The sequence below is a fragment of the Streptomyces sp. NPDC052910 genome (assembly GCF_055585605.1).
Genome location: NZ_JBVJJR010000008.1, coordinates 129,549 through 156,134 on the forward strand (window position 1 = coordinate 129,549; position 26,586 = coordinate 156,134).

A 26,586-nucleotide genomic window follows, 5' to 3' on the forward strand; every position below is an offset into this window, starting at 1 on the left:
CGAGCGGGCGGAGGCGGGTCGGGTTCACCCACACCCGCCTCCCTCACTTCCCCGTTCCCTCCCTCACTTCCCCGTCAGGTGCTCCGGCCGCACCGGCACCCTCCGCAGCGCGAGCCCCGTCGCCTGCCGGATGGCGGACAGGACGGCCGGGGTGGAGGAGAGCGTCGGCGCCTCCCCGACGCCCCTCAGCCCGTACGGCGCGTGGGGGTCCGCGAGTTCGAGGACGTCGACCGGCATGGCCGGGGTGTCGAGGATGGTGGGGATGAGGTAGTCGGTGAAGGAGGGGTTGCGCACCTTCGCCGTCACCGGGTCCACGGCGATCTCCTCCATCACGGCCAGTCCCAGCCCCTGTGTACTCCCGCCCTGGATCTGGCCGGTCACGGAGAGCGGGTTGAGTGCCTTGCCGACGTCCTGGGCGCAGGCCAGTTCGACGACCTTGACCAGGCCCAGTTCCGTGTCCACCTCCACCACCGCGCGGTGGGCGGCGAAGGAGTACTGGACGTGGCCGGTGCCCTGGCCGGTGCGCAGGTCGAACGGTTCGGTGGGCCGGTGCCGCCACTCCACCTCGGCCTCGACCGGCTCCCCGCCCTCCAGGACGTCCGCGAGGGACGCCAGCACCTCACCCCCGTCGGTGACCACCTTGCCGTCCTCCAGCAGGAGTTCGGCGGTGGACCAGGCGGGGTGGTACGTGCCGAACCGTGCCCGGCCGAGTTCCAGGACGCGCTCGCGGACGGTCCGGCAGGCGTGCCGTACGGCGCCGCCGGTGACGTACGTCTGGCGGGACGCGGACGTGGAACCGGCCGATCCGACGCGGGTGTCGGCCGGGTGGATGGTCACCCGGGAGACGCCCAGCTCGGTCCGGGCGATCTGGGCGTGGACGGTGACACCGCCCTGCCCGACCTCGGCCATGGCCGTGTGCACGGTGACCACGGCCTCCCCTCCGGCGTACTCCAGCCGCACCCGTGCCGTGGAGTAGTCGTCGAAGCCTTCCGAGAAGCCGACGTTCTTTATGCCGACCGCGTAGCCGACGCCGCGTACCACCCCCTCGCCGTGCGTGGTGTTGGCCACCCCGCCGGGCAGCGCCCGCAGGTCGGCTCCGCCGCCGGCGGTCTCCCACTGGCGCTCGGGCGGCATCGGCATGGCCTTGACACGGCGCAGCAGCTCGGCCACGGGGGCGGGGGCGTCGACGACCTGCCCGGTCGGCATGACCGAGCCCTGGGACATCGCGTTGCGACGCCGGAACTCCACTGGGTCGAGGCCGAGTTCGGCGGCCAGCCGGTCCATCTGCGCCTCGTAGGCGAAGCACGCCTGCACGGCGCCGAAGCCGCGCATCGCGCCGCAGGGCGGGTTGTTGGTGTAGAGGGCCAGCGCTTCGACGTCGACGTTCGGGCACTCGTACGGGCCGACGGCGAGCGAGGCGGCGTTGCCGACGACGGCCGGGGAGGACGAGGCGTAGGCGCCGCCGTCGAGGACGATGCGGGCGGCGACGTAGAGCAGCCGGCCCTCGCGGTCGGCGCCGTGCTCGTAGCGGAGCCGGGCCGGGTGGCGGTGCACATGGCCGAAGAACGACTCGAACCGGTTGTAGACCATCTTCACCGGCCGGCCGGTCCGCAGCGCGAGCAGGCAGGCGTGGGCCTGCATGGACAGGTCCTCCCGGCCGCCGAACGCGCCGCCGACGCCGGAGAGCGTCATCCGCACCTTGTCCTCCGGCAGGCCGAGCACGGGCGCGATCTGCCGGAGGTCGGCGTGCAGCCACTGGGTGGCGACGTACAGGTCCACCCCGCCGTCCTCGGCGGGCACGGCGAGGCCCGACTCCGGGCCCAGGAACGCCTGGTCCTGCATCCCGACCTCGTACTCGCCGGTGACGACGGCCGCCGCCCGGGCCTTCGCGGCGGCGACGTCGCCGCGCCGGACGGGCTGCCGGTGAACGATGTTCGGGTGCGGGACGTGGGCCGCGTGACCGTCCGTGCGGCCGGGATGGAGGACGGGCGCGTCGGGGGCCGTGGCGCTCGGCTCGTCGGTGACGACGGGCAGTTCCTCGTACGTGACGCGGATCTTGGCGGCGGCGCGGCGGGCCGTCTCCGGATGGTCGGCGGCGACGAGCGCGACCGGTTCGCCGTGGTGGCGGACGACGCCGTCGGCGAGCACGGGGGTGTCCTGGATCTCCAGTCCGTAGCGGGTGGCGGCGGGAAGGTCGTCGTGGGTGAGGACGGCGTACACGCCCGGGGTGGCCAGGGCCTCGGCGACGTCAAGGGAGGTGATCCGGGCGTGGGCGTGCGGACTGCGCAGGGTGTGGCCCCAGAGCATGTCCTCGTGCCAGAGGTCGGAGGCGTAGGCGAACTCACCGGTGACCTTCAGCGTGCCGTCCGGACGGAGCGTCGACTCGCCGATGCCGCCGCGGGTGCGGCTGCCCTGCGTGAGCGCGGTGGAGACGAGGTGGTCGGGGGCACGCCGGCCGGGGGACGCGGGGACGCCTCCGGGCAGGGAGCCTTCGGGCGAGGAGCCGCCGGGCACGGAGTTCGCGGGCGAGGAGCCGCCGGGGACGGAGCCACCGGTCAAGAATTGTTCACTCACGCCTCAGCCCTCCCGCCCGGCCGGACCACCTGAACGATCCGCACCGCCCGGACCACCGCGATCTCCACGATCACCCGGACCGTCCGCACCACCCGCACCACCGAGTCCACCGCGATCACCCGGACCGCCCGAATCACCCGGACCACCCGGACCGCTCAGATCACCGGGACCACCCGGACCACCGCGACCTCCCGGACCGCCCAGACCACCGGGATCACCCGGGCCACCCGGACCGCCCGGGCCACCCCCCACTCCTCCGGCCCGCGCCGCAGCCAGCCGCACCGCGTCGAGAATCTTCTCGTACCCCGTGCACCGGCACAGATTGCCGGACAGCGCCTCGCGGATGTCCGCGTCGGACGGCTCGGGGTCGCGGGCGAGCAGGTCGTCGGCGGCGACGAGCAGGCCCGGGGTGCAGAAGCCGCACTGGACGGCGCCCGCGTCGACGAACGCCTGCTGGACGGGCGAGAGTTGGCCTTCCGGCGCGCCCGCCCGGGCGGCCAGGCCCTCGACGGTGACGATGTCGCGCCCCTCCGCCTGGCCGGCCGCGACCAGGCAGGCGCAGACCGGGACGCCGTCGAGGCGGACCGTACACGACCCGCATTCCCCCTGTTCACAGGCGTTTTTGGAACCCGGCAGGCCCAGCCGCTCCCGGAGGACGTAGAGCAGGCTCTCGCCCTCCCACACGTCGTCGGCCCGCTGTGGCCTGCCGTTGACCGTCATGTTCACGCGCACAGTGCGCCCCTCTCCCCCGTCGTGTACTCCCGCCAGGCCCACCCGAGTGTGCGCCGGGCCATGATCCCCACCCCGTGGCGCCGGTACGCGGCGCTGCCGCGCACGTCGTCGATGGGGTTGCAGGCGGCCGACGCGAGGGTGGCGAACTCGGCCGCCACGGCGTCCGGTACGGGCCGGCCGGTGTCCCAGCAGCGGGCCTCGTCCAGGGCGGCGGTCAGGAAGTCCTCGGCCGCCCGCGCCCGGACGGGCGTCGGGGCCGCCGAACCGATGCCGGTGCGGACGGTCCGGGTGTCGGGGTGCAGGGCGAGTCCGAAGGCACACACGGCGATGACCATCGCGTTGCGCGTGCCGACCTTGGCGAACTGCTGCGGCCCGGCGGCCTTCCGGATCCGCACGGCACGGATCAGCTCGTCCGGGGCGAGGGCGTTGCGCTTGACGCCGGTGTAGAAGTCCTCGGCGGGGATCAGCCGGGTGCCGCGCACCGACTCGGCCTCCACCACGGCGCCGGCCGCGAGCAGCGCGGGGTGGGAGTCGCCCGCCGGGGAGGCGGCGCCGAGGTTGCCGCCGACGCTGCCGCGGTTGCGGATCTGCGGTGAGCCGACCGTGCGGGCGGCGAGGGCGAGGCCGGGGAGCGGCTCGGACAGCTCCGTGATGACGCGGGTGTACGGGACGGCGGCACCGAGGCGCACGTCGGGGCCGTCGGTCTGCCAGGCGTACAGCTCGCCGACGCGGGTGAGGTCGAGCAGGTGGGTGGGACGCCGGTGGTCGAAGTTGATCTCGACCATCACGTCCGTGCCGCCCGCCAGAGGCACCGCCGTGGGGTGCTCGGCCTTGGCGGCCAGAGCGTCCTCCCAGCGGTCGGGGCGCAGGAAGTCCATGGGCGTTTCTCTTCTCGCTCTGGTCCCGCCGCCGGGTCCGCCGGTCCCTTTCCGGCCCGCTCCCGCCGGGAGCCCGACGGCGGTCGGGTGCGGCCGTTCGGGGGGTTTCGCGGGCCGTTCGGGGGCCGTCCGGACGGTTCCGGGCGGGTCGTCGTGGGGGAGGTTCGTGCCCGTTCCGTGCCGGGCCGGTGCCGGGTCGGTGCCGCGTGCAGCCAGTACACAGAGGCCACACGGCACGGGTGCAGTCACCGAAACCATGAAGCGGTTGGCTGGTCACGCGCACCGTCTTGTAGATTCGAACGAAAGACGGAGCCCTGAAACCTCACGGCTTCGCACTGGTAACAGGACAACACACGAGAAAGATCGGCGGCGACCCATCATGCGGCTGCGCGCACTGCTGGAGACCGATGCGCTGGGCCTTCGTCTGCTCGGTGGCGAGGACGAGCTCGACCGCACCGTCCGCGGCGTGATGACGACCGATCTGCGCGACCCGAGCCGCTACCTGTCGGGCGGCGAGCTGGTCCTCACCGGCCTGGCCTGGCGCCGGGAACCGGCCGACTCCGAGCGCTTCGTCCGCATCCTGGCCACGGCCGGGGTGGCCGGGCTCGCGGCGGGCGAGGCGGAGATCAGCTCCACCCCGGACGACCTGATCGAGGCCTGCGCCCGGCACCGACTGCCGCTGTTCTCGGTGGACGAGACGGTGTCGTTCGCGTCCATCACCGAGCACGTCGTCCGGCAGGTCTCCGGCGAGCGCGCCGGCGACCTGGCCGCGGTCGTGGACCGGCACCGCCGGCTGATGACCTCGGGTCCGGCGGGCGGCGGCCCGGAGGTCGTCCTCGACCTGCTGGGCTCGGACCTGGACCTGCGCGCCTGGGTCCTCTCCCCCACCGGCCGCCCGATCGCCGGTTCCTCGCTGGCCGGCTCAGGGCCGGCGCTGTCGTCCGAGGTCAGCGCGGTCCTGGCGGGCGAACACCTGGCCGCGGCCCGCTCCGGCCGCCGGGGTCCGCACCGGGTGACGGCCGGCGGCGCGACGTACTCCCTGTTCCCGATCCGCGGCACCTCCGCCGGGCCGGCCGACCCGCGCGAGACCGTCCTGTCGGACTGGCTGCTCGCCGTCGAGGCCGACGCCGGCGACTGGCCGGCCGAGCGGCTCGACCTGCTGCACGGCGTCACCCAGTTGATCGCCGTCGAGCGCGAGCGGCGCGAGGCGGCCCGGACGGTCCGGCGCCGGCTGGCCCAGGAGGTGCTGGAGCTCGTCCAGTCGAACGCGGCGCCGGCCGAGATCGCCGCCCGGTTGCGGGTCGCCACGCCCGTGCTGCTGCCCGGGCCGGGCGCCGCCCCGCACTGGCAGGTCGTCGTGGCCCGGGTGGAGTGGACCGACGGCGAGACCGCCGCCGCCCTCCCGGCCGGGCCGATCGCCCAGAGCCTGCTGGAGGAGGCGCTGGTCGCCCCCGACGCGACCGGAACCGAGCCGTCCGAACGCATCGCCGTCGCCCACACCGACGACGAGGCCGTCGCCCTCGTCCCGCTCCCCCCGGCCCCGGCCGCCGCCCCCGACGACGAGGACGGTGCCGCCGGCACCGACACCGGCCTGCACGCCGACACGCTGCTGGCCGCCGTCCGCGCCCCCCTCTCCCGGGGGCTCGACGGCGACGGCCGCCTCACCTTCGGCGTCAGCGCCGCCGTCCACTCGGCGGAGGGTCTGCGCGGCGCCCTGGAGGAGGCCCGGCACGCCCGCCGTGTCGCCGCCGCCCGCCCCGGACGCGTCTGCGCGGCCGGCCACCAGGAACTCGCCTCGCACGTACTCCTGCTGCCCTTCGTCCCCGACGACGTCCGCCGCGCCTTCACCGCCCGCCTCCTCGACCCCCTGCGCGACTACGACAACCGCCACCGCGCCGAGCTCATCCCCACCCTGGAGGCCTTCCTGGCCTCCGACGGCTCCTGGACCCGCTGCGCGACCCGGCTCCACCTGCACGTCAACACGTTGCGCTACCGGGTGGGCCGCATCGAGCAGTTGACGGGACGGGATCTGTCCCGGCTGGAGGACAAGCTGGACTTCTTCCTGGCGCTGCGGATGAGCTGACGGCTTGTTCTCGGCCCGGTCTCACGCGGCGGGCATCGGGGGCAACGGCCCCGGCCCGCTGGGCGCTGCGCGGAAGGGGCGGGGCGCTGCGCGAAAGGGGCGAGGATGCTGCGCGGAAGGGCAGGCGCCCGGCGGGCCGGGTGACGCAGGGGGCGGTCCGATCCAGTGGCCTGAGGGTCCGCCCGGCGCGGCCCAGAGCATGTCGTCGGGCCGGGTGACGGGGACAGGGGTGGGCCGGACCGGACCCTTCGAGCCGGGCCCCGGCCGTTTTCCGAGGACACCGCCACGCCGCCACTCCGCCGTGCCGCCACGCCACCGCGCCGCCGGGTGCCGACGGTTGTGCCCCCCCCGGATCAGCGCCCACTCAGTGACGGCCCTTCCGCGTCGCCGACCGTCTCCGGCACTATGGCCGGTCGCGGCGCGAGCAGGTTGGGCGCGGCGCGAGCAGGCCGGGCGTTCACCTGCGATCAAGGAAGGTCACCGTGGCCGAGCTGCTGCACCGCGAGCGGGGAAAGCTGTTCGTTGAACACAACGTGTTCGACGTCCTCGACCCTGACGTCATGGACGACTTCCACGGAGACTTCTGCGAGACCGGGCTCCTGGCGGCAACCCCCGGCGCGGCGGCCGTGCTGTGCGGCACCCACATCGGGGACGTCGAGGTCACGGCGGAGACGTGGAGCGGCGAACCGCCCCTGGACACCGGGCCGTGGCAGGACGTCGCCGAGATGAGCCTGCCGTGGACGGGCCGGCGCATGGAAGTCCGGGGCGCCGGCTACACCACCGACGAGGAGCTGCTCCTTGCGGTCCCCGGCCCGGGCACCTACCGCCTCCGGGTCTTCGGCCGGCACCGCGACGACGGCGAAGACCGCCGTTCCGCGGGCATTCCGGCGGAGCAGTACCTGCTGCAGCTTTGGCCGGAGCCCTGTTCGCCTGCCCGCGTGTACAAAGCGACCAGCGCACTCGGTGCGCGCCGGCGTAGCGACCCGGGCGGTCAGGGATGACCCCGCGGCCGGTCCGCCGTGGCCCGTCGTCCACGCGGACACGGACGCGGACGCGGGCCCCCGGCCCTGCCAACCGCCTGGTCACCGGCCCCTCCGGCCTCCTCTCGGGCATCCGCGTCCGCAGCGGCGGGACAGCCCGCCATGCAAGCGGTCGTTCAGTCCGCCACACAGAAAGAATCGGGCCGGCGCGTCGGCATCGGGCGGGCCGGGGTCGGCCCTCGCCATGGTGTGGCGCAGTTCGAAGAGCTTGGGGCAACCGCCCCCCGTGACTTCCGCACCAGGTGACTCGACCCGCCGGCCCCGGGGGGCATGAGCAAAGCCGGCCCGGCCTCCGGCCCCCCGGCGGCGGGCGCGTTCCGCGCCGCGTCCCGCGGTTGCTTCCACCCGGGGGGCGGACGGGTTCAGTCCGGCGTCCGTCGTTCCCCCCGTACCAGTCCCAGGTCGGCGTAGACCGTCGCCCGGGACACGCCGAGCCGTTCGGCGACGACCTGTGCGGAGCGGCTGAGGCGGAACACCCCGCGGGCGTCCAGCGCCTCTATCACCCGGAGGCGGCCCTGCCGTGAGTCGTGGGCCAGCGGCCGGCCGAGCCGTTCCTCCTCCTGGGCGATGACGGCGGTGACGACCTCGCCGATGTCGTCCGAGAAGACCGTCGTGGCCGGCGGGGACGCTTCCGCCGTGCCGACCAGGGCGGCCATCGCCTTGGCGGCCAGCCGGAGTTCGGTGATGTCCAGGTTGACGCAGAGCGAGCCGAAGACGTGGCCCGCGCCGTCGCGGAGCAGCAGGGTGGACGACTTCACCGTGCGCCCGTCGGGCGTCTTGGTGACGTAGTTGAGCTTGTCCTGGGCGGCGTCGCCGCGGGCGAGCATCTCCAGGCCGATCTCGCTCATGGCCCCGCCGACGGTCCGCGAGGTCACCGAGCCCGCGAGGGCCACGACGCTGGCGTCCGGGGTGCGGTAGTCGTGCAGCACCACCTCGCACTGGGCGCCGAAGGTGGCGGCGAGGCCCTCGACGACCGGGCGCAGGGCCCGCAGCACGGCGTCCGCGGTCCCGTCCGCGCCCGGCGGGACGGCATCCGACGGGACGGCAGCAGGCGGCACGGCATCCGGCGAGGCGACATCGGGCGGCACGACACCCGGCGAGACGGCGCCCGACGGCACGGCACCCGGCGAGGCGGCGGCCGACGAAGCGGCATCCGGCGAGGCGGCGCCCCGTGCGGCCTCATGGGCGGCGGAGGGCGCGCCCCCGGGGGACGGCGGAGCCGGCCGCGCCGACGCCCGTCCCGCTGATGCCGGTGATGTCATCCCTGCCTCCGCACGCCCATCAGCTTCGCCGGACCGCCCGGCCCGCCCGCCGCAGGCCGCCGCCCGCCGCAGGCCGGCCGCCGGCCGCCGTTTCCCGGCCGCCGCCGACGCCCACCGCCGACGGCCGTCCGATCCTCCCGGCTCCCGGACTCCGACACCCGGACCCCGGCCACCACCGCGTCCCGCGTGTCAGGAACGAAGCCCGGAACGAGGCCCGGAACGAGGGCGGAACAAGGCCGGAACGACACTAGAAGTACGTCATCAGGGACGGGCCCTTCAAATCTTGACGAACTGTCTAGATCGCTGGACACTCTGCCTGGACGGGCTGGTGACCTTGGTCGTCGGGGCCCTCGCGGTTCCCACGGCCTCGCGGGTCCCGAGGCCGCCGGGCGCCGGGGAACCGCAGGCCGGATCCGGAGCCACCGGACGTACCGGCGGCGCGGGAGGAGGGGCTGGCGCATGACCGTACGGACGACGGCACGGCAGCCGCGCCGCGCGGCAGGAGCCGCCCGGAACGCCCCCGTCCGCCCCGCCGCCGCTCCCCGGCACCCCGCCGCGCCGTCCACCGCGCCGTCCGCCGGACCGCTGCCGACGACCGGCCGACGTGACGCATGTGGAGGACACGAGGAGGAAAGGCACGATGCGTTTTCCGGCCGACGGACCCTCCGGCCCGTCCCGCCCTTACGGTCCGCCGGGCGCCGACGCCCCGTTCCGCCCGCAGGAGCCGTCCCGCGCGAACGGGCCGTACACGAACGGTTCGTACGTGAACAGTCCGTACGGTGCCCACGAACCGAACCGGCCACACGGGTCGCACGGCTCGCAAGGGCCGCACGGGTCGCAAGGGCCGCACTACTCCCCTGACGCGTACGGCCCGGACGCCCCGTACGGCGGGGTCCGGCTGCGCTGCGCCACCTGCGGGCGCCTGCACGCCCTCGCCGAGTCGGCCTGGCGCTGCGCCGACTGTCACGGTCTGCTGGACGTGCACGGCTTCGCGCCCGCCATGCCCAACGCCGTCGAACTCGGGCGGCGCCCGCCGACCCTGTGGCGGTACGCCGAGGCGCTGCCATTGCCGCGCCCGCCCCGGATCAGCCTCGGCGAGGGCATGACCCCGCTGATCGCCGCCCCCGGCCGGCCGGACGTCCTCCTGAAGGCCGACCATCTGATGCCCACCGGTTCGTTCAAGGACCGCGGCGCGGTGCTGCTGGTGGCGCTGGCCGCCCGACTGGGCGTGCCGAAGGTCCTGGCGGACAGCAGCGGCAACGCGGGGACGGCGGTCGCCGCCTACGCGGCGCGCGCGGGTCTCGCCTGCGAGGTGTACGTCCCGGCGGCCACCTCCGAGGGCAAGGTCGCGCAACTCCGCGCGTACGGCGCCGAGGTGCACCGCGTCGCGGGTTCCCGCGAGGACACCGCCGCCGCGGCGGCCCGCGCGGCGGAGAAGCCCGGGACGTTCTACGCCAGCCACGTCCACCACCCGTTCTTCCCGCACGGCACGAAGACCTACGTCTTCGAACTGTGGGAGCAGTTGGGCGGCCGGCTGCCCGGCACCCTCGTCCTCCCGGCCGGGAACGGCACCCTGGTGCTCGGCGTCCGCCTCGGCTGTCAGGAACTCCTCGACCAGCGGCTGATCGACCGGCTGCCCGCCATCACGGCCGTACAGGCGGCCGGTTGCGCGCCGCTCGCCCGCGCCGCCGCGGCGGGCGGCGACGTGCCCGAGCCGGTCACCGTCGAGCCGACCGTCGCCGAGGGCATCGCCGTCGCCCGCCCGGCCCGCGGCTCCCAGGTCCTGCGGGCCGTTCGGGAGACGGGCGGCACGTTCGTGACGGTCCCCGAGGACCGGATCGTCGCCGCTCACCGCGAACTCGCGCGCAACGGGCTCTACGTGGAGCCGACGTCCGCCGTCTGCTGGGCTGCGCTCCAGGCGGGGCTGGTGCCGGAACACGCGGTGGAGGGCGACCGTCCGTTCGCCGTCGTGCCGTTGTGCGGGAACGGGCTCAAGGCGAAGCCGCCGGAGTGAGCGACGCGCGCTCCCCCCCTGCCCTCCCTCCTGTCACCCCCGTCTTCCCGTCCCCGACGGGCACCCCCGTCCGAGGACCGACCATGCTCGCCGCCCCGCACGCCCTCACCGCCCTCCTCTCCGCCTTCGTCCCGCTGTGGGCGCTGACCGGAGTCGGCTACCTGGCGGGCCGGACGGGCCTGCTCGGCGGGGACGCGGAGGACGTGCTCGGGCGGTTCGTGTTCCATATCGCCATGCCGGCGGCGCTGTTCACGCTCCTCGCCCGGACGCCGCTCGCCGGTTTCGCGAACGCCTCGATGCTCGCCTTCGCCGGCGGCACCGCGCTGACCCTCCTCCTGGGAGCCGCCGCGTCCCGCCGGCTCTTCCACCGCGAACCCGCGGAACAGGCGGTCGGCGGCCTCGTCGCCGGTTACGTCAACTCCGGCAACCTCGGCATCCCCGTCGCGGCCCAGGTCCTGGGCGACGCGTCGGCGGTCGCGCCCGTGATCCTGTTCCAAGTGCTGCTGGTGACGCCCCTGATGCTGGCGGTACTCGGCGCCGGGACGGGCGAAGCCCGCCGCCGCGCGCTACGGGCGCTCCTGGCCCCCGTCCGCAACCCCATCGTGACGGCCGCGGCGGCGGGCGGCGTCTTCTCGGCCGCGCACTGGCGGCTGCCGGCCACCCTGAACGCTTCCTGCGACCTGCTCGGCCGGGCAGGCGTCCCCACGGCGCTGGTCATGCTGGGCCTCTCCCTGCACGGCGCCCGGCGCCCGGACACCGGGGCGGCGGGCACCCGGGCGGAACTCGGCGTCGCCGTCTTCCTCAAGACCCTGGTCCAGCCGGCATCCGCCTACGCCATCGGCCGCTTCGTCCTCCACCTTCCGCCCCACCCCCTCCTCACCACCGTCGTCTGCTCGGCCCTCCCCACGGCGCAGAACGTCTACGTCTACGCCCGCGAGTACGGCGCGGCCACCGCCCTGGCACGGGACGCGGTGGTCGTCTCGACGCTGGTGTCGATGGTGACGCTGTCCGCGTTCGCGCTGCTCCTGACGCCCCCGGCCGGGTGACGGCCGGGGGCGCGGACGACATCGAACGGGACGGGTGACGAGGCCGAGGACGACCAGCGAAGTCGAGGACGCGTAGCGAGGTCGAGGTCGAGTAGCGGGGACGAGGTCGAAGTCGAGTAGCGAGGACGAGGCGGCGTCGGCCGATGAGACCCGCCCGTCAACGGGTGGTGAAAGCGCCCCCGTTGACGTGCAGCGTCTGCCCGGTGATGTGCCGGGCGCCCGGTGACGCGAGGAACTGCACGGTCCGGGCGATGTCGTCGACCGTTCCGGCGCGCTTGACGTGCGTCTCCTCGACCAGCGCGCGTTCGCGTTCCTCGCTCAGTCCGCCTTGGAAGAAGTTGGTGCCGGCGACGTAACCGGAGGCGACGACGTTGCAGGTGACGCCCCGGGGAGCCAACTCGGCCGAGAGCGCGGCGTTCCACGCGGCCAAGGCGGCCTTGGCCGCCCCGTACGAACCGCCGCCGCGCTCGGCGCCGATCGACCCGATGCTGACGACCGATCCGCCGTCGGCGGTGAACTTCCCCCGCACCAACGTCGTGGTCAGCACCGCCGTCAGCAGGTTCTGTGCGAGGTTCTCCTGCCACTGGGCGAGGGTCGCGTCGAGGGTGGGTTCCTCGCCGGGGACGGTCTTGGCCAGCCCGCCCGCGGCGTTGACCAGGACGTCCAGCGTGTCGAACCGGGCGGCGAGCGCCTCGACCTGCCGCACGTCACCGGCGTCGCAGACGACGCCGTGCACCCCGAGTTCCTCGGCGGTGCGCTCGACGGTCTCGGGGGTGCGTCCGGTGACGAAGACCTCGGCCCGCTCGGCGGCGAACGCCGCCGCCACGGCCCGGCCGATGCCGCTGGTGCCTCCGGTGACGAGAATGGTGCGTGTCACGAAATCCTCCAGCCCACTGCTTGTTCGAATTGCTCGAACTCCCAACGTAACAGTGGACGATCACCGCAGAACGTCCGTCATGCCGCTCGCGAGGAACCGAGCGCGGATCAGGACTCGGACGCCGGGCGGAGATCAGGGCTCGAGCCGGGTCTCCCCGAGAAGCCCTGCGACGAGGTCGCGGGCGTACGCCTCGTCCGTACCGGGGATCGAGAAGACCACCCGGAAGTAGAGCGGCGCGACGATCCGGTCCAGAATCCGCTCCAGGGACGGGGGCGGAGGGCTGTCCCCGCGCTCCCGCGCCGCGTCGAGGGCGGCGCCGAAGCGCGCACTGACCCTGCGCAGACACTCGCGCAGTCCTGCGTGGCGCTCGTCGACGTCGGGCGCGACCTCGGCGCGGAAGAACGCGATGCCGCCGGGCCGGGAGAGGTCCGTCAGCGTCCAGACCGCCTGGTTCTCCAGGTCGGTGCGCAGATCGCCGACGAGCGGGGGCGCACCGGCGTCACCGCGGTGCTCGGCGACGTCGGCCAGGAGCGCGGCGAGTGTGCCCCACCGCCGGTAGAGAGTGCTGGAGTTGACTCCGGCGCGCTTGGCCACGGCGGGGAGGGTCACCTGGTCGGCGCCGCGCTCGGCCACCAGCGCGACCACGGCGCTGTGTACGGCGGCACGGACGCGGCTGCTGCGGCCGCCGGGCCGCTTCGTCGGTGCGTCAGCGTTCACCCCTCCACCTTAAAGCAAAGGGTTGCGCCTTTGCGGGCGGCACCTCTACAGTCGCACTAAAGCGGAAATCACTGCTTTAGCGCTATGTGAAGGGAATGCCATGTCCGCCAACGAAGCCGCCCTCGCCCTCGGTCGCACCTTCCACCGGGCGCTCGTCTCGGGCGACTGGGACGGAATCCGGGCCCTGCTGCACGACGACGCCACCTGGACCCTGCCGGGCGACAACACCATCTCCGGCACGGCAGACGGCGCCGACGCCGTGGTGGAGCGCGCCCGGCGAATAGCCTCGTACGGCCTGAACTTCGAGCTGCTGCACATCCTGGTCAGCAGGGAGAACATGGCGCTCTCCCTGCACAACACGGCGCACCGGGAGGACGCCGTACTGGACGAGTACCTGGCCACCGTCTGCCGGCTCCGCGACGGAAAGATCGCGAGCATCGAGACCTATCTCTCCGACGTGCCCGGAATGAACGCCTTCTTCGTCTGACGGCCCCCGGCGGCTTCGCCTGACGCCCCCGGCGAGCTTCGTCCGACGCCCCCGGCAAGCCGGCCCTGAGGACGGAGCTCGACCAGCTTGTCGTTTAACCTCGACCGGTCACAAAACGTCATATGCATGGCTGAAGTCGGGGGTCACGTTGGAGCTTGTACCGGACGATGATCCGCTGGGCGGTGTCCGTCCGTTCCTGGAGCAGGATGAGGCCATCCTGGGCTACGAGCCCCAGGAGGGATTCCCGGACCGCTGCTGGGTTCTGCACACCATCACGGTGGGAAGGAAGAGAGCGCGGTGGGGCGACGTGCTGGCGCAAGCCGGCAAACGCTTGGAGGACTGGCAGCACACCCCTTCTTACAAGGTCTTCGGGGGGCTGGACCTGCCCGAAGGCCGTGAGGGGCCGGACCTGGGGGAGATCGACCGCGGCAGCTTGGCCCGCCTGGTCGAGGTCCTCGCCCGCCACAGCCCCGACGGGTCTCGTGCGGAGTGCTATTGGGCCCAGGCGGCGATCGAGGACGTGGGCCGCCCGGTTCCGGCACGCCGGGGCCGGCTGGATGAGGCACTGGCTCACCACGATGCCTGCGCGTGGCCCGACCGGACGACAGGGACCCAGTTCCCCGCACACTGGTGGCCGGTTGCGGGTTCCTGGTTCGTCCTGACCGACTGGGACCTGAGCGCCACCGAGGTCTTCGGTACAGCGGACCTGATCGCCGACCTTCTCGCCGATGACAGGCTGGACGCTGTGCGCCACCCGAGCATCGCCGAGGTGCGGGACAACCACGCGCAATGGCGCGAGCAGGCCGACTGAGTTTCCCGCGCTCAGTCGGTTTCGCGTCATCGATGATGCTCTCGGAGCGTTTTTGACGGTTGGCTTGTCGTCGGTCCGGTGCGGCGTGGTTGGGTGCCGACCCTGTGGTGGGTCGGCCGACGCTGGGGCTCGCCGGTGGCCAGGACGAGGCCGACGTCGAAGCGTTGTGTGGGAAGGCGGTTCCTGGAGCCGGGCGGGCATCCCGGTCGGGTCGGGCCTGGAGGGTCTCGGCACTCCGGCCGGTGTCGAGGTCGGCGTGCGGCCGTAGCCACGGGGAGACGTCCGCCGCCAGGACGATCCGGCCGCCCGCGGCCCTGGGCAGCGGACAGCCGGCCAGGGCGTGACGCAGCCGGTCGATCTCGATCCGTCCGTGGACGAGAGCGCAGTACAAAGCGCCGTGCCCGCAACGGTGTTCGGACACGAGTGCGAGACCGGCCAGAGTCCGTACCGGCCCGTCCGTGCACAGCAAGGCGTCGCACAGCTCGAACAGCGCATCCCCACGAGCGTGCGGGCCGTCGTGGAAGTCGTCACGACAGCGTGCGAGCGCCGCGAACGCCCCGCGTCGTTTCCCCCTGCCGCAACACACTCATCGATACGGCCTTCGGTTGATCCCACGCCTCTGTGACGAAGCACAGGATCGGACGAAGGCCGCCTGCGAGCTCAGGAGAGGTGTCGCAACTCCCGGTGCCGTATGAGCGCCTCCCGGAACAACGTCCGCGCCCGCTCGTCCCCGCTCTTCGCCGCCTCCGTCATACCGTCGTGCAGCCGCAGACAGACGGGACACCGGTCGTCCTCCCACATCGGCGGACCGGAACTGTGCGGAAGCGGAATCACCGGCCGGCGCCTCATGCGTGGTCCCGCCGCAGGTGCCGGCCCATCAGCCACATGAGCCGCTCCACCACCGCGGTACGCCGCGCCGCCGCCGCTCTGGCGTGGACGGCTTTGATCCGCCGGCATGTCGCACACCGCACCGGCACTCCCACTGTTCCCGACATCACGTTCGAACCTCCACGTGTCCCGCCCCACACGGGCGGGCATCAACCGTGCGGTCCAGACTTGCCGACGGAAGCCCGCGACGACAGTGTTGGAGGCATCACAACTGCCCCGTGATGAAAGGGACGTTGAGCGTGGCCAAGCCGTCCAAGAGTTCGACATCCGATTATGGAACGGAAGTACGGGAGTGGCGACTGATGCGCGGCATGAGCCAGAGCGCGCTCGGCGAGGGCCGCCGGTACAGCCAGTCGTACGTCTCCATGATCGAAAGCGGTGAACGCATCGGCTCACGGCAGTTCGCGGTCCACTGCGACGGCACCTTCGGCACACCGGGGACGTTCGTACGGCGGTGGGAACGGGCTTCCCGCCAGGGACACCCCGAGTGGTTCATCCCGTATCTGGAACTCGAGGCGCAGGCTACGGAGATTCTGGATTTCAGTTCGTACCTCGTCACCGGCATGCTCCAGACCGCCGATTACGCCCGAGCCCTCTTCCGCGCGGCATACCCACGCGACGCGTCCGAGGAGACGGAGAAGAAGGTAGCCGCACGGCTGCGCCGCATCGACGTGCTGCGACGCACCCCTCCCCCGCTCCTGTGGGTGATTCTGGACGAGTCGTGTCTGCGACGCGTGGTCGGCGGACCGGCCGTCATGCGTGAGCAGGCGCGGCATTTGCTCACGGTGGCGCAGACGCCGCACATCACCTTGCAGGTGCTTCCGTACACCACCGGTGCGCCCCCGACCGGCGAGAGTTTCACTCTGCTGAAGCTACAGGACACGCCCGATGTCCTGTACACCGAAGCGCAAGGCATGGGACGCGTGGTGGACGCACCCGCCAAAGTCGCGCGAGCCCGGGGGCTTTACGATCGTCTTCGGGCGGATGCCCTCTCCCCTGAACAGTCATCGGCCGAACTACGCAAGGCGATGGAGGCGTTCTCGTGATGACCAACGGTCCTGGCTCCCCGGAAACGCGCTGGGTCAAGTCGAGCTACAGCAGTGGCGAAGGCGGCATGTGCCTGGAATGGTCCCCCTCAAGAGTCGCCCCCTCCGGCCTTGTCCCCATACGGGACAGCAAACAGGCCCAAGACGGCAGCCGAACCCTCGCCTTCCCCCCGGAAGCCTGGCACGCGTTCGTCACCGACCTCAAACACGCCCCCTGAACCCGCCGTCCCCGCCCGACCGCGCCGAGTCATCCCCCCGTCCGGGAGCGCTGAGCCACCAGCAGCGTCGCCCACACGCACAACCTCGCCCTCAACCGGGCTGGACCACAACGTCGCGAGACAGCCTTTGGACAGGCTGAAAGGCCGGCCACGGTGTGTGGCCGGCCCTTCAACTTGGAGATAGGCGAGGAAGGATGGTGCAGGTCAGTCGACCGGGGAGACTCGGATGAGGTTGCCGTCAGGGTCCGTAATCACGAACGTGCGGCCGAAGACGGCATCATGCGGCTCCTGTACAACGCGGACCCCCTTCGAGGCCCACCTTGTGAAGATCTCGTCAATCGCCTGCGACGGCCCGGGCACCATGAGTCCGATCTCTATCGTACGAGGGAGACTCGGAACCGCCTGCTCGCTGTAGCCCGTCCACAGTGCGAACAGGACACCGGGGGCGGCTTCGAAGGCTACGTAGTGGGGACTGGTGAAGGTCGGTTCGATCTCGAACAGGTCGCTGTAGAAGGCGGTGGCGGCCTCGGTGTCGCGGACGCCGATCAGGAACAGATTCGGTGCGGGCATGGAGTGCTCCTCAACTCGTTGATCTCTCGGTCCAGCACCCAGTGGATCGCCCAATCGCGACAGAACCTGTCACCTTTTCTGAGAACATGGGCAAGCATGAAGGCTTCAAGGCTCCTGCATCTCCTGCTGCTCCTGCAGACCCGTCAGCGGCTCACTACCACGGAGCTCGCCGCGCGTCTTGAGGTGTCCCGGCGGACGGTGCTGCGGGACGTCGAGGCGCTGTCGACAGCGGGCGTGCCCGTCTATGCCGAACGCGGGCGGAACGGCGGGATCGTCCTGCTCCCCAGTGCACGGCTCAGCGCATCCCATCTGGAACCACCAGAACTGGAGGCGATATCCGTGGCCGGCTTGGACAGCGCACTACGTGAGCGAATGGGCCTCACTGCGGTGTGGGAGTCGGTCGAGCGCAAGATCGCCGCCCGCCAGGCCGCGGCACCTGAGTCGCCGAGCCCGCTGCGGCTGGCTGACCTTGTGCTGGTCGACAGCACTGCGTGGTTTGCCGCCCCCCAGGCAGCGGTCGAAGTATCGGATCTGGCCTCGGCCCTACGACACCGGCGACGCCTGCGAATCCTGTACCGGCGCAGCGCCGAGAGCCGGGCCTCGACACGGGTGGTCGACCCGTACGGGATCGCGGCGAAATCAGGTCGCTGGTATCTCGTCGCCGATGACCAGGGCGACAGCCGGCTGCTCGCTCTGGAACGACTGTCGGCCTTCGAACAGCTAGACGCACCAGCCGTGCTGCAACCAGGCGAAACCCTCCGCACCAGATGGGCCGTGTTGAAGAAACGCACTGAGGAGCAAGACCGCGTGAGCGTGACCATCCGCCTGCCGGAAAAGAGTCTCGACCTGGCGCGGCGTATCCTCGGCACCCGCATCCACCATGTCTTCGACGCGGAAAAAGGCTCGTGCGTCGTCGTCGTGCGCTACCCCGACATCGAGTCGGTGCGTCAGCTTCTTCAGTTCGGCGACCACATCGAGGTGCTCGCCCCTGAGACGGCCCGCGCACGCATCAGTCAGCTCGCCAGGGACCTCGCTGACAAACACTCAACCCCTGCATTGTGAGTGCCGATCAGGTGCCCTGTTCTCACTCAACGTGCCCGGTCAGTACCGCTAAAGGCTTTCGCGACGTTGTGGTCAGGCTCGGTCGAGGGCGAGGTTGTGTATGTGGGCGACGCCGGTGGTGGCCCGGTAGACACGGTCGCCCCTGAGGCGGCAGTCGCGGAGGACCTTCCGGTTCTTCATGCGGGTGAAGGCGTCCCTCTATGACCGGTCCGAAAATGGCCCCTACTTGATATGACGGGTCGTCGAGCACCAGCCGTGGGTTGTTGGCGGTCCATCCCGAGGCGCAGCCACAGCCGCTACCGGCACACGCATCAGCAAAGCCGCCAACCCGGCGGACTCCGCCATGCGACGCGAGCACCGTAAATCGGTACGCCGAGGCCGGAACACTATCCCCCCAGTGACTGCGGGCCCGACGGGCCAGCGGTTGCATGGGCACGGGCACGGCAACGCTACGGCTCTTTGGCAGGCAGTCTGCGAGCGGTTCGCCCATGGGGGGGCGGACTGTACCTGGGCCTGCCCGCTCGAGCGGATATGGATCCCGGTCGCCCCCCTCGGAACCGTGGAGTGGACGGCATGCCCCGAGGGGTCAACCTGTCCCTTGCCGACTCGCCGAACCACCTCCCACAGTGCGCCCGTTCTGCCGGCCGATCACCAAGGAGAGCCACCGCGTCGTTACCCGACAGGCCGTTGTTCGGCATCACCATGACCGGATTGGTCAATGGAGCAGGTGTCGGCCCCTTGATGTCTTCCGGTGCCGCCCCCTTGCGGTCGGGAAGCTCCCCGATGAACGCCCACTCGTCAGGGAGCGGCTTCGTTCCTTGCGTCAAAACCGTTGTTCCGTCTGCGGATCGGATACGGCGTCAGTCGATCGAAGCTGCTCACGGGCCGAGCACTGTCGGCGCCGCGGTGGCCCGACCCCCGGGGTGCCGCTGCGCGTCTGCGGTAACCACTGTCCCCGTCGGATGTCACCCGCGGATACCCGGCCGGTGCGGTTCGCCCACCCGGAGTCTGATCGTCGGCGGCCGTGAGGCGACCGGGCTCCCGACCGGGTTCCTGTCCGCCCCCCGGTGCTAAACCGCGGCCCAAGTGCCGTATGTACGCCGCCCGGTTGAGCGGATGGCCGTCCGTCCTGGGCCGGACCGGCGGGGTGCCGGGGCAGGGGAGGTCGTCGGTGGGGGTCGACCACCAGAGGCCCTCGCCGCGGGTCAGGGCCGGGAGGCGCCGCTCCACCGCCGCCACGCGCCGGACGGGGACGGTTCCCTTGATCACCCAGGTGCCGTGGCCGGGCGCGGTGTCCCGGATCCGGGCGCCTTGCTCGGCGAGGAGCCCGGTCGCGGCGCTCAGCGCGTCGGCGGGCACCTCCGCCTCGTAGGCGTGGCACGGCTCGTACACCCGGGTGCCGGCCTCGGCGAGGGCGCGCATCAGGACGAGGGGCGTCAGCGACCGGAAGTCCGTTCCGGTGCTCACGGGGCTGGCGTAACCGGAGTGGGTGAGGGTGAGGACGCAGTCGGTGACCGGCCAGCCGTACAGGCCCTGTTCGAGGGTACGCCGAGCGGTCTCCTCGATGGCGCGGTCGAAGCCGAGGGGGATCGCCCCGAGTTCCGTCTCCCGGTGGAAGGCGACGCCGGAGCCGGGTGCGCCGGGGTCCACCCGGAGGCCGATCGTCGCCCAGAAGGCGGGGGCCCGGTGGCGGTCGATGCCTTCGTAGGCGCTGCCGGTCCCGGAGGGGCGTTCGCGGAAGACCGTGCGGCTCTCCTCGAACACGGCGTCGACCCCGAACTCCTCGGTGAGGGTGGCGGCGATGATTTCCTTCTGCACCTCGCCGTAGAGCAGAACGGAGGTGCCGGCACCGTCCGGCAGGGGGCGGGTGCCGATGAGCGGGTCCTGGTCGGCGAGGGCGGCCAGCGCGGCGTAGAGACGCGGGGCGTCCTCCGGGCGCCGGGGACGGATCACCGTCTCCAGGCTGGGCGGGGCGAACCGCGGCGCCGCGCCCTCGCCACCGGGCCCGTCACCGGATCCGACGCCAAGTCCGTCACCGGGCCCGACACCAGGTCCGTCACCGGGCCCGACGCCAGATCCACCGCCAGGCCCGCCGCCCGGACCGCCGCCCGGACCGGTAAGGGGGCCGAGCCGGTCGCCGACGCGGACGCCGGGCAGGCCGCGGAGCCGGGCGATACCGCCGGGGGTGAGCCGGTGGCCGGTGCCGGGCGGTGCTCCGACGACCTCCAAGGCCGTGATGCGGCCGGTGAGTTCGCCGACGCTGCCGTCGGGGCCGTGCCGGTGCAGGGTGATGCGGTCGCGGCGGTCCAGGGAGCCGGAGAAGAGGCGGAGGTACGCGGTCTTCTCGCCGTTCGCTCCCCGCTCGACGGCGAACACGGTGCCGACGGGAGTAGTGGACGCGAGAGCATCCTGCGACGAGGCGGCATGGCCGGGGAGCCAGCGGGCGATGCCGTCGAGGAGGTCCGGCACGCCCTGCCCGGAGTGGGCGGAGCCGAAGTAGAGGGGGTGCAGCAGGCCGCGTGCCGTACGGTCGGCGAGGCCGGCCCGCAGACGTCCGGCGTCGGGGATCCGGTCTTCGACGAGATCGGCGAGGAGCGCGTCGTCGTCCTCCGCCAGGGCCTCGGCGACGCGTTCGCGGAAGGCGGGGTCGTCGAAGGAGCCGGACAGCGTCCGGGCGCCCCGGGCGCCGATGGCGTGGACGGTGTTCATGGGCACGACGCGCGGTGTGAGCCGTGCCCGGACCGCTGCCAGGGTCCCGGCCTCGCGCGCCCCCGCCCGGTCGATCTTGTTGACGAACACCAGGGTGGGCAGCCCGAGTCGGCGCAGGGTCTTCATCAGCACCCGGGTCTGTGCCTGCACTCCCTCGACGGCGGACAGGACGAGTATCGCGCCGTCGAGCACGCCGAGCGCGCGTTCCACCTCGGCGATGAAATCACTGTGGCCGGGGGTGTCGATGAGGTTGACGTGGAGGTCGCCGAGAGCGAACGAGGCGACGGCGGAACGGATGGTGATGCCGCGCCGACGCTCGATCTCGCCGGAGTCGGTACGGGTGGTGCCGGCGTCGACGCTTCCGAGCCGGTCGATGACGCCGGTGTCGAACAGCAGACGCTCGGTGAGGCTGGTCTTACCGGCGTCGACGTGCGCCAGGATGCCGATGTTCAGGAAGCGCCGCCGCGTCGAAGCGGCCGTGGAGGCGTGGGCGGCCGGGCCGGCCTGGGTGGCCGGAGTGGCGTGGGCGGCTCGAGTGGCGTGGGCGGCCTGAGTGGCCGGAGTGCTGGAAGTGCGCATCAGGGGAGAAGTCCTCGGGAACGGTCGTCCGGTCAGGGCGCTGGATGTTTCCGAGGGCCTGGCGCATCGTCCGGTCGTCTCCCTTGTGCGACGTGGGGTGGGCGCGGGCCATGGTGCCAGGGGCAGGCCTGGCGCACGAGGGATTTTCCGGCCCCTTCGCCCGGACGGCGCTGCCCGCCGTCCACCGATAGGCGCTGGTCACCTGGCGGTCGGACGCGGGGGCGGGGATCTTCGCAGTACCTCCGGGCGAAGTCCACCCCCTGCTTTGTGAATTGGTTCACACCGGCCTCTTGGCCGGGCGGGGTTCCCCGTGCTGTGATCGGAGCAGGCTTGGCTTCCAGCTCGACGGCGCGCTTGGGGAGGGCACTGTGGCGGAGACCGCCATGCGGAATTCTGGCTCGACGGAACCATGGGGACCACAGGGGCCGAGCCCGCAGGACGGACCGCTGGAGCGCGCGGTGTGGCGGCTGCGCTCGCGGGCCTGCTGGGAGGACGCTGCCGCGCTGATCGCCCCTCACGCGGCGACGGACCCCGGCGCCGCCCGGTGGCGCACGACCGTGCTGATCGAGCGCTGCGTGTTCACCGCGGAGGGCTGGAGCGCCGCCGAGGACGCGCTGCGCGGCGCGGAAGCGCTGGCCACGACCGACGAGGAGCGGGGCGCGGCGGCGTGCGAACGCGGCCATCTCGCCTATCTGGCCACTCTTTTGGGGGTACGCGACCGGGCGGACGAAGCACGCTCGGCCCTGGGGCGCGCGGCGGCACTGCTCACGCCCCACTCCCCCGGCCGCCCGCTGCTCGACTTCCGCCGCGGCCTGATCGCCCAGCACCTCTCGGACAACCCCTCCGATGCCACGGCCGCCTTCCGGCGGGCCCACACGGGCGCGAACGAGCACGGGCACCGGCTCCTGCTCTCCTTCACCTGGCGGCACTTGGCTGCCATGGCCGAGCACGACGGCCGCATCGCGGACGCCCTGCACGGCTACAACGAGTCGCTGCGCATCCGCGAGGAGCTCGGCTACCTGGTGGGCATCGCGCCGGCCCTCGTCTCGCTGGCGGCCGTCCTCCCCGACCCGGCCGGGGCCACCCGGCTGCGCGAGGAGGCGGGACGACTGGTCCGGCTGCTGGGCGGGGTCCCCTCCTGGTTGGTGGACCGGCTGCCCCCACGCCCGGCCGACCCCGTGGAAACGGCGGAGGGTTGAGCGCAGGGGGGTGCGGAGGGTTGAGCGGCGGGGGTGCGGAGACGTGCGCCGGGGCGGCGGCGGGGGTGCAGAGAGTCGTGCGCCGGGGCGTGCGGGGAGTTGAGTGCGCCGAGTAGCCGAGCCGATCGGCGCTGCGGCGCGCGTCCCCCATGCGACCGTGGGGGGACGGGGAGGGGCACGGCCATCGAGCCCCCCGCTGCCTCCTTCGTGACTCCAAGGGCGGCAGCGGCTGGCCGAGGACGCCTCTACCGCGCTCAACGAGCAGGCCGCCACCGTCCGGGCGCCAATGCGGCCACGTCGATCGCCCCGCAACCGGCCGCCTCACTGACGGCCGTCCCCGACCAGCGGATCTTCTCGGCTTTGCGATGCCCCCCCGACGGCACGTTCCTACGAGCCCCGCCCGGCCTCGGCAGTCGGCGGAGCCTAGGAGGAAGCCCCGTCTCCGCCCGGAAGGTGGGCGGCCACATCATGGTTGGCGATCCGTCCCGCCAGCGCCCGCGGGCTCACGCCATGAGCGTTGACCCGGTCGGGGTCGGCACCGGCGTCCAGCAGCAGCCGGATCACCGTCCCCTCACCCTGCGAACAGAACACCGCCCGCGACAACGGCGTATTGCCGTGGCCATCCGCGGGATCGACCGACGCACCCGCCGCCAGGAGGACCTCGACGGCCGACGGCGCCTGGGCCTGAGCCGCATAGTGCAACGGCGTCCAGCCCGCGGCATCGGCTGCCTCAGGGTCGGCACCTTGAGCCAACAGCCTCCTCAGGCCGTCCACGTCCCCGTCGACGGCCGCATAGTGCACCGCCGTCCGCCCCAACCGGTCCCGATCCGTCACCCGGCCATACTGGCCCACGCCCTTTGTCCAAGGAGATAGGGGCCCCCGCCCCCGCACCCCCACCACGTCACCGCATCACGGGCGCTGGTTTGGCCGAGGGAGGTCCCGGGCGGGCGGGGACGCGTCCGTGGGCGCCCGCCTACGGTGGACGGCATGGACGATACGGCCCCGGCGCCCCCTCCCACCGGGGAGGACGCGGGGATCGCGCCGCTCTGGAGGCCCCTCGCGCTCGGGAGGCCCCTCGGTCGAAGGAGCGTCGGTACGCGGCGATCACCATGATCGCGGTTGTGGTGGTGGGCCTGGCGTACTCCGGACACGTCGAGCCCGCGGGCACCGCCCTGTCGGTCGCGGGCCCGGGCGTGGGGCTGTGGCCGGCGGCCTTGGTGGCGGGCGGCCAGGCGCACCGAGCCGTACAGGCGTGTGGGCTCGGCAGGCGGCGGACGCGGGAATCGCTGTTCGTGTCGAGCCCGCTGCTCCTGTCCGCCGTCGGACCGCTGGTCCTCATCGGGCTGTCCGCCTGTGCGCTTCTACCGCCGCACACGGCGCTCCTCGCCGCGGCCGTCGTAAGCGTGGGTGTTCTCTCCACGTGGGGCTCACGTGGGGCTGGTACGGCGGTATCCGCATGGGCGCCGGAGCGGCCCTCGCCTTGCTCGCCGGGGTGGCCGACGCGGCGATCGGCACCGCCGTCGCCCTGGTCAAGGCCGCCGGTCACTGACCTTGCCCTTTGACCACTGAGGTGTCGCGCTCGACGAAGCACTCGAAACGCCCGGTCATTTTCCCGACGTCATAGCGGGTCGTGGGCCGGCGATTCCTGAAGCCAAGTGGCGTTCCAAGCCTTGATGCTGAGACGCCGTCCGCGAGCTCGAACAGCTCGTCCCACGCGTGGCCAGGTAGTCCCAAAGGGCGCTCCGTTGAAGCGTGGCGCTTCCACGGACGCGTCCCCCGTCGCATGAGGACGAAGACCGCCTGAGCGCCCGGCGAACCCCTCAGGCGAGCGGCCTGGTTCGAGGAGTATTTCGACTCATCGATAGCCTTCGCCATCATGATGCGCACTTGGGCCCTGCCGATGCTGCTTGTGCTCTGCGGCTCGGCCGTCGCCACCGGGCTGATCCTGGAAGGGAACCCCGGCACAGGGGCAGCAGTCCTGCTCGCGTTCTTGGCGCTCGCAGGCGTGAACTCGGTCCTGATCTTCCCGAAGTCGATCGGCGCCCGGGAGGCGCAGCGCCGAAGCGCGGTCGACGGTCGGCCGGTCGTCTTCTGGCGGCCGGGCTGCAAATACTGCATGCGACTGCGCATCCGACTCGGCCGCAGCGCCCGCCGAATGCATTGGGTCAACATCTGGCGCGACCCGGCGGGAGCCGCAGCGGTAAGGGCGGCCAACAACGGTGACGAGACCGTGCCGACCGTCGTCGTGGCGGGCCGGCCCCACACCAACCCCAGCCTCGGATGGGTGCGCGAACAGCTCTCCCCTTCCGCGAGGAGAAGCTGACGGCGTGTTCCCGGACCCCGGCTACGACGCACCGGGGCGGAGCGGGCGAGACGGCTGCACGGCTCCGCCGGTTCCGTGGCCTCCGCGTTCCGGTTGACCGCCGTGGCCGTGGCCCTGGCCCTGGCCCTGGGCTTGGGCATGATCTTGGGCTTGGGCTTGGGCATGGCAGGGTCCCGCTCCCGGACGCCAACGCGCGGGCGTTCATGGTGACCCGTCTCGCGCCGTGCCTCTCCGGCCGGCATCGGACGCGAAGGCCGGCCTCACGCTCCGCGCAGGCCGGCTTCGGGCTCCCTCAGAGGTCAGCCTCGCGCCTCCGTGGTGGTCAGCCCCGCACCACCCGTGGAGGTCAGCCCGCACCACCCGTGAAGGTCAGGTCGTCACCACCCGTGGAGGTCAGGTCTTCACCACCCGTGGAGCACCCGCCCGCGTAATGGCCCCGGACCAGGGTCTCGACGGCCGGCAGGTCGCGTGCGGCGAGCGCGTCGAGCAGGGCGATGTGCTCGGCGGCGTCGGCGACCAGATCCTCCGTTCGCCGGGCCGGTCCGTCGGGGGTGGGCCACTGGGCGCGGCGGTGGAGCTCGTCGGCGACGGTGACGAGCTGGCGGTTGCCGTCGAGCCCGAGCAGGGCGCGGTGGAAGGCGCGATCGGCCTCGGCGTAGGCGGCACGGTCGCCGGCCCGGGCGACGGCCGCCGCCGTCTCGGCCAGCGGCAGCAGGTCCCGCCAGCGTGACGCGGGCAGCGTACGGGCCAGGCGGAGCAGGACGGGGATCTCCAGCAAGCCCCGCACTTCGGCCAGCTCCGCCAGGTCGCGAGCGGACCGGCTGGTGACCCGGAACCCCCGGTTGGGCACGGCCTCGACCGCGCCCTCGGCGGCCAGTTGCTGCATGGCCTCCCGCACCGGCGTCGCCGACACCCCGAACCGCTCGGCCAGCACGGGCCCCGAGTACACCTCCCCCGGTATCAGGTCGCCACTGACCAGGGCCTTGCGCAGGGCTTCGAGCACCTGGCCGCGCACGGAGTAGCGGGTCGGCATGCGCCGGGCGACACCGGCCGCCGGCACGCCGGCCCCGCACGTGTGGCCGTGGCCGCCGTGCCAGTGGCCGCCCCGACCTCCCTGCCCGGCGTGTCCGTGCTCGCCCTGCCGGTACTCGCTCTGCCCGTGCTCGACGAGGCCGTGCTCGACGGGACCGTGCTCGGCGGGAAGGCGCTCGGCGGGAAGGCGCTCGGCGGGAAGGCGCTCGGCGGGAATGCGCCCGACCGGAGCGCGCTCGCCGCGCGCCCCGGCGCCGTCGGCGAGCGGTACGCGGGCGGGCGCGCCGGTGCGCGGGTGCGGCACGGCCGGGTGGGGTCTGCCCTGCTCCATGAGAGGTCCTCCTATGTCTCCATTCGAACCATAGGCGGAGGATGCGACGACTCAAACCCCGATCGCCACGAAGGAGGGGGTTCCCCGGCCGCCGGCCGCCCTCGCAAA

The 26,586-nt window shown here is 72.7% G+C and carries 22 protein-coding genes and 3 pseudogenes; 12 read left to right on the forward strand and 13 right to left on the reverse strand.

The features are described 5' to 3' along the window. Positions 1–63: 63 nt before the first annotated feature. The 3 genes and pseudogenes from pucD to ACZ6X9_RS26295 form a co-directional block, all read right to left on the reverse strand. Positions 64–2,391: a xanthine dehydrogenase subunit D gene (pucD, locus tag ACZ6X9_RS26285; protein ID WP_469780649.1), complete on the reverse strand. Its 2,328-nt coding sequence runs from the start codon at positions 2,389–2,391 to the stop codon at positions 64–66. A gap of 438 nt (positions 2,392–2,829) precedes the next feature. Continuing rightward, positions 2,830–3,306 (reverse strand): annotated as a pseudogene (locus ACZ6X9_RS26290) ((2Fe-2S)-binding protein); the annotation flags it as partial. Next, positions 3,297–4,184 carry an FAD binding domain-containing protein gene (locus ACZ6X9_RS26295; protein WP_469780472.1) on the reverse strand — a complete coding sequence of 296 codons (888 nt, stop codon included), beginning with the start codon at positions 4,182–4,184 and terminating at the stop codon, positions 3,297–3,299. The gene ACZ6X9_RS26295 and the pseudogene ACZ6X9_RS26290, both read right to left, overlap by 10 nt. Positions 4,185–4,563: 379 nt before the next feature. On the opposite strand from ACZ6X9_RS26295, the gene ACZ6X9_RS26300 reads away from it, so the two are divergent. Both ACZ6X9_RS26300 and ACZ6X9_RS26305 read left to right on the forward strand, forming a co-directional pair. Further along, positions 4,564–6,267, forward strand: coding sequence for a PucR family transcriptional regulator (locus tag ACZ6X9_RS26300; protein WP_469780473.1), 1,704 nt, complete (start codon positions 4,564–4,566; stop codon positions 6,265–6,267). Between the two features lie 482 nt (positions 6,268–6,749). Next, complete coding sequence (locus tag ACZ6X9_RS26305) at positions 6,750–7,268, forward strand: hypothetical protein (RefSeq protein WP_469780474.1); 519 nt, start codon at positions 6,750–6,752, stop codon at positions 7,266–7,268. Between the two features lie 401 nt (positions 7,269–7,669). Here ACZ6X9_RS26305 and ACZ6X9_RS26310 read toward each other — a convergent pair whose 3' ends face one another. After that, positions 7,670–8,302 (reverse strand): helix-turn-helix transcriptional regulator, encoded by a 633-nt coding sequence (locus ACZ6X9_RS26310; protein ID WP_469780650.1) that lies wholly within the window; start codon positions 8,300–8,302, stop codon positions 7,670–7,672. Between the two features lie 1,165 nt (positions 8,303–9,467). Between ACZ6X9_RS26310 and ACZ6X9_RS26315 the strand changes: the two genes are divergently transcribed. Both ACZ6X9_RS26315 and ACZ6X9_RS26320 read left to right on the forward strand, forming a co-directional pair. Beyond that, entirely contained in the window at positions 9,468–10,583 is a 1,116-nt protein-coding gene (locus ACZ6X9_RS26315) for a threonine synthase (RefSeq protein ID WP_469780651.1), read from the forward strand. A gap of 83 nt (positions 10,584–10,666) precedes the next feature. Next, positions 10,667–11,629 carry an AEC family transporter gene (locus ACZ6X9_RS26320; protein ID WP_469780475.1) on the forward strand — a complete coding sequence of 321 codons (963 nt, stop codon included), beginning with the start codon at positions 10,667–10,669 and terminating at the stop codon, positions 11,627–11,629. Between the two features lie 157 nt (positions 11,630–11,786). On the opposite strand, the gene ACZ6X9_RS26325 is transcribed toward ACZ6X9_RS26320, so the two are convergent. Both ACZ6X9_RS26325 and ACZ6X9_RS26330 read right to left on the reverse strand, forming a co-directional pair. After that, positions 11,787–12,506 (reverse strand): SDR family NAD(P)-dependent oxidoreductase, encoded by a 720-nt coding sequence (locus ACZ6X9_RS26325; RefSeq protein WP_469780476.1) that lies wholly within the window; start codon positions 12,504–12,506, stop codon positions 11,787–11,789. A gap of 132 nt (positions 12,507–12,638) precedes the next feature. Continuing rightward, a complete protein-coding gene (locus ACZ6X9_RS26330; protein ID WP_469780477.1) occupies positions 12,639–13,223 on the reverse strand; it encodes a TetR/AcrR family transcriptional regulator in 585 nt (194 codons plus the stop codon). A gap of 100 nt (positions 13,224–13,323) precedes the next feature. On the opposite strand from ACZ6X9_RS26330, the gene ACZ6X9_RS26335 reads away from it, so the two are divergent. Both ACZ6X9_RS26335 and ACZ6X9_RS26340 read left to right on the forward strand, forming a co-directional pair. Next, positions 13,324–13,710 carry a nuclear transport factor 2 family protein gene (locus ACZ6X9_RS26335; RefSeq protein WP_469780478.1) on the forward strand — a complete coding sequence of 129 codons (387 nt, stop codon included), beginning with the start codon at positions 13,324–13,326 and terminating at the stop codon, positions 13,708–13,710. Positions 13,711–13,858: 148 nt separating this feature from the next. Further along, positions 13,859–14,521 (forward strand): hypothetical protein, encoded by a 663-nt coding sequence (locus ACZ6X9_RS26340; protein ID WP_469780479.1) that lies wholly within the window; start codon positions 13,859–13,861, stop codon positions 14,519–14,521. Positions 14,522–14,776: 255 nt separating this feature from the next. Here ACZ6X9_RS26340 and ACZ6X9_RS26345 read toward each other — a convergent pair. Beyond that, positions 14,777–15,011 (reverse strand): annotated as a pseudogene (locus ACZ6X9_RS26345) (transposase); the annotation flags it as partial. Between the two features lie 170 nt (positions 15,012–15,181). After that, on the reverse strand, positions 15,182–15,322 hold the full coding sequence (locus ACZ6X9_RS26350) for a hypothetical protein (protein ID WP_469780480.1): 141 nt from the start codon (positions 15,320–15,322) through the stop codon (positions 15,182–15,184). 326 nt (positions 15,323–15,648) lie between these two features. Between ACZ6X9_RS26350 and ACZ6X9_RS26355 the strand changes: the two genes are divergently transcribed. Beyond that, positions 15,649–16,455: a helix-turn-helix domain-containing protein gene (locus ACZ6X9_RS26355; RefSeq protein WP_469780481.1), complete on the forward strand. Its 807-nt coding sequence runs from the start codon at positions 15,649–15,651 to the stop codon at positions 16,453–16,455. Further along, a complete protein-coding gene (locus ACZ6X9_RS26360; RefSeq protein ID WP_469780482.1) occupies positions 16,455–16,673 on the forward strand; it encodes a DUF397 domain-containing protein in 219 nt (72 codons plus the stop codon). Before ACZ6X9_RS26355 ends, ACZ6X9_RS26360 begins: the two co-directional genes overlap by 1 nt. A 204-nt stretch (positions 16,674–16,877) precedes the next feature. Here ACZ6X9_RS26360 and ACZ6X9_RS26365 read toward each other — a convergent pair whose 3' ends face one another. Beyond that, a complete protein-coding gene (locus tag ACZ6X9_RS26365) occupies positions 16,878–17,243 on the reverse strand; it encodes a VOC family protein (RefSeq protein ID WP_469780483.1) in 366 nt (121 codons plus the stop codon). Between the two features lie 96 nt (positions 17,244–17,339). Here ACZ6X9_RS26365 and ACZ6X9_RS26370 point away from each other — a divergent pair, with 96 nt between their 5' ends. Continuing rightward, a complete protein-coding gene (locus tag ACZ6X9_RS26370) occupies positions 17,340–18,305 on the forward strand; it encodes a helix-turn-helix transcriptional regulator (RefSeq protein ID WP_469780484.1) in 966 nt (321 codons plus the stop codon). 72 nt (positions 18,306–18,377) lie between these two features. Here ACZ6X9_RS26370 and ACZ6X9_RS26375 read toward each other — a convergent pair. Together ACZ6X9_RS26375 and ACZ6X9_RS26380 are read right to left on the reverse strand one after the other, a co-directional pair. Beyond that, positions 18,378–18,494 (reverse strand): annotated as a pseudogene (locus ACZ6X9_RS26375) (IS5/IS1182 family transposase); the annotation flags it as partial. A 609-nt stretch (positions 18,495–19,103) separates the two neighbouring features. Continuing rightward, positions 19,104–21,593: a GTP-binding protein gene (locus ACZ6X9_RS26380; RefSeq protein WP_469780485.1), complete on the reverse strand. Its 2,490-nt coding sequence runs from the start codon at positions 21,591–21,593 to the stop codon at positions 19,104–19,106. Between the two features lie 383 nt (positions 21,594–21,976). On the opposite strand from ACZ6X9_RS26380, the gene ACZ6X9_RS26385 reads away from it, so the two are divergent. Then, positions 21,977–22,792: a hypothetical protein gene (locus tag ACZ6X9_RS26385; protein ID WP_469780486.1), complete on the forward strand. Its 816-nt coding sequence runs from the start codon at positions 21,977–21,979 to the stop codon at positions 22,790–22,792. Positions 22,793–23,215: 423 nt separating this feature from the next. Here the strand turns inward: ACZ6X9_RS26385 and ACZ6X9_RS26390 are convergent, their stop codons facing one another. Further along, positions 23,216–23,626, reverse strand: a complete 411-nt coding sequence (locus ACZ6X9_RS26390) for an ankyrin repeat domain-containing protein (protein WP_469780487.1) — start codon at positions 23,624–23,626, stop codon at positions 23,216–23,218. 586 nt (positions 23,627–24,212) lie between these two features. Between ACZ6X9_RS26390 and ACZ6X9_RS26395 the strand changes: the two genes are divergently transcribed. Beyond that, complete coding sequence (locus ACZ6X9_RS26395) at positions 24,213–24,341, forward strand: hypothetical protein (RefSeq protein ID WP_469780488.1); 129 nt, start codon at positions 24,213–24,215, stop codon at positions 24,339–24,341. 327 nt (positions 24,342–24,668) lie between these two features. After that, entirely contained in the window at positions 24,669–25,115 is a 447-nt protein-coding gene (locus ACZ6X9_RS26400; protein ID WP_469780489.1) for a glutaredoxin domain-containing protein, read from the forward strand. Positions 25,116–25,461: 346 nt separating this feature from the next. On the opposite strand, the gene ACZ6X9_RS26405 is transcribed toward ACZ6X9_RS26400, so the two are convergent. Beyond that, positions 25,462–26,478, reverse strand: a complete 1,017-nt coding sequence (locus tag ACZ6X9_RS26405; RefSeq protein ID WP_469780490.1) for a GntR family transcriptional regulator — start codon at positions 26,476–26,478, stop codon at positions 25,462–25,464. Positions 26,479–26,586: the final 108 nt, after the last annotated feature.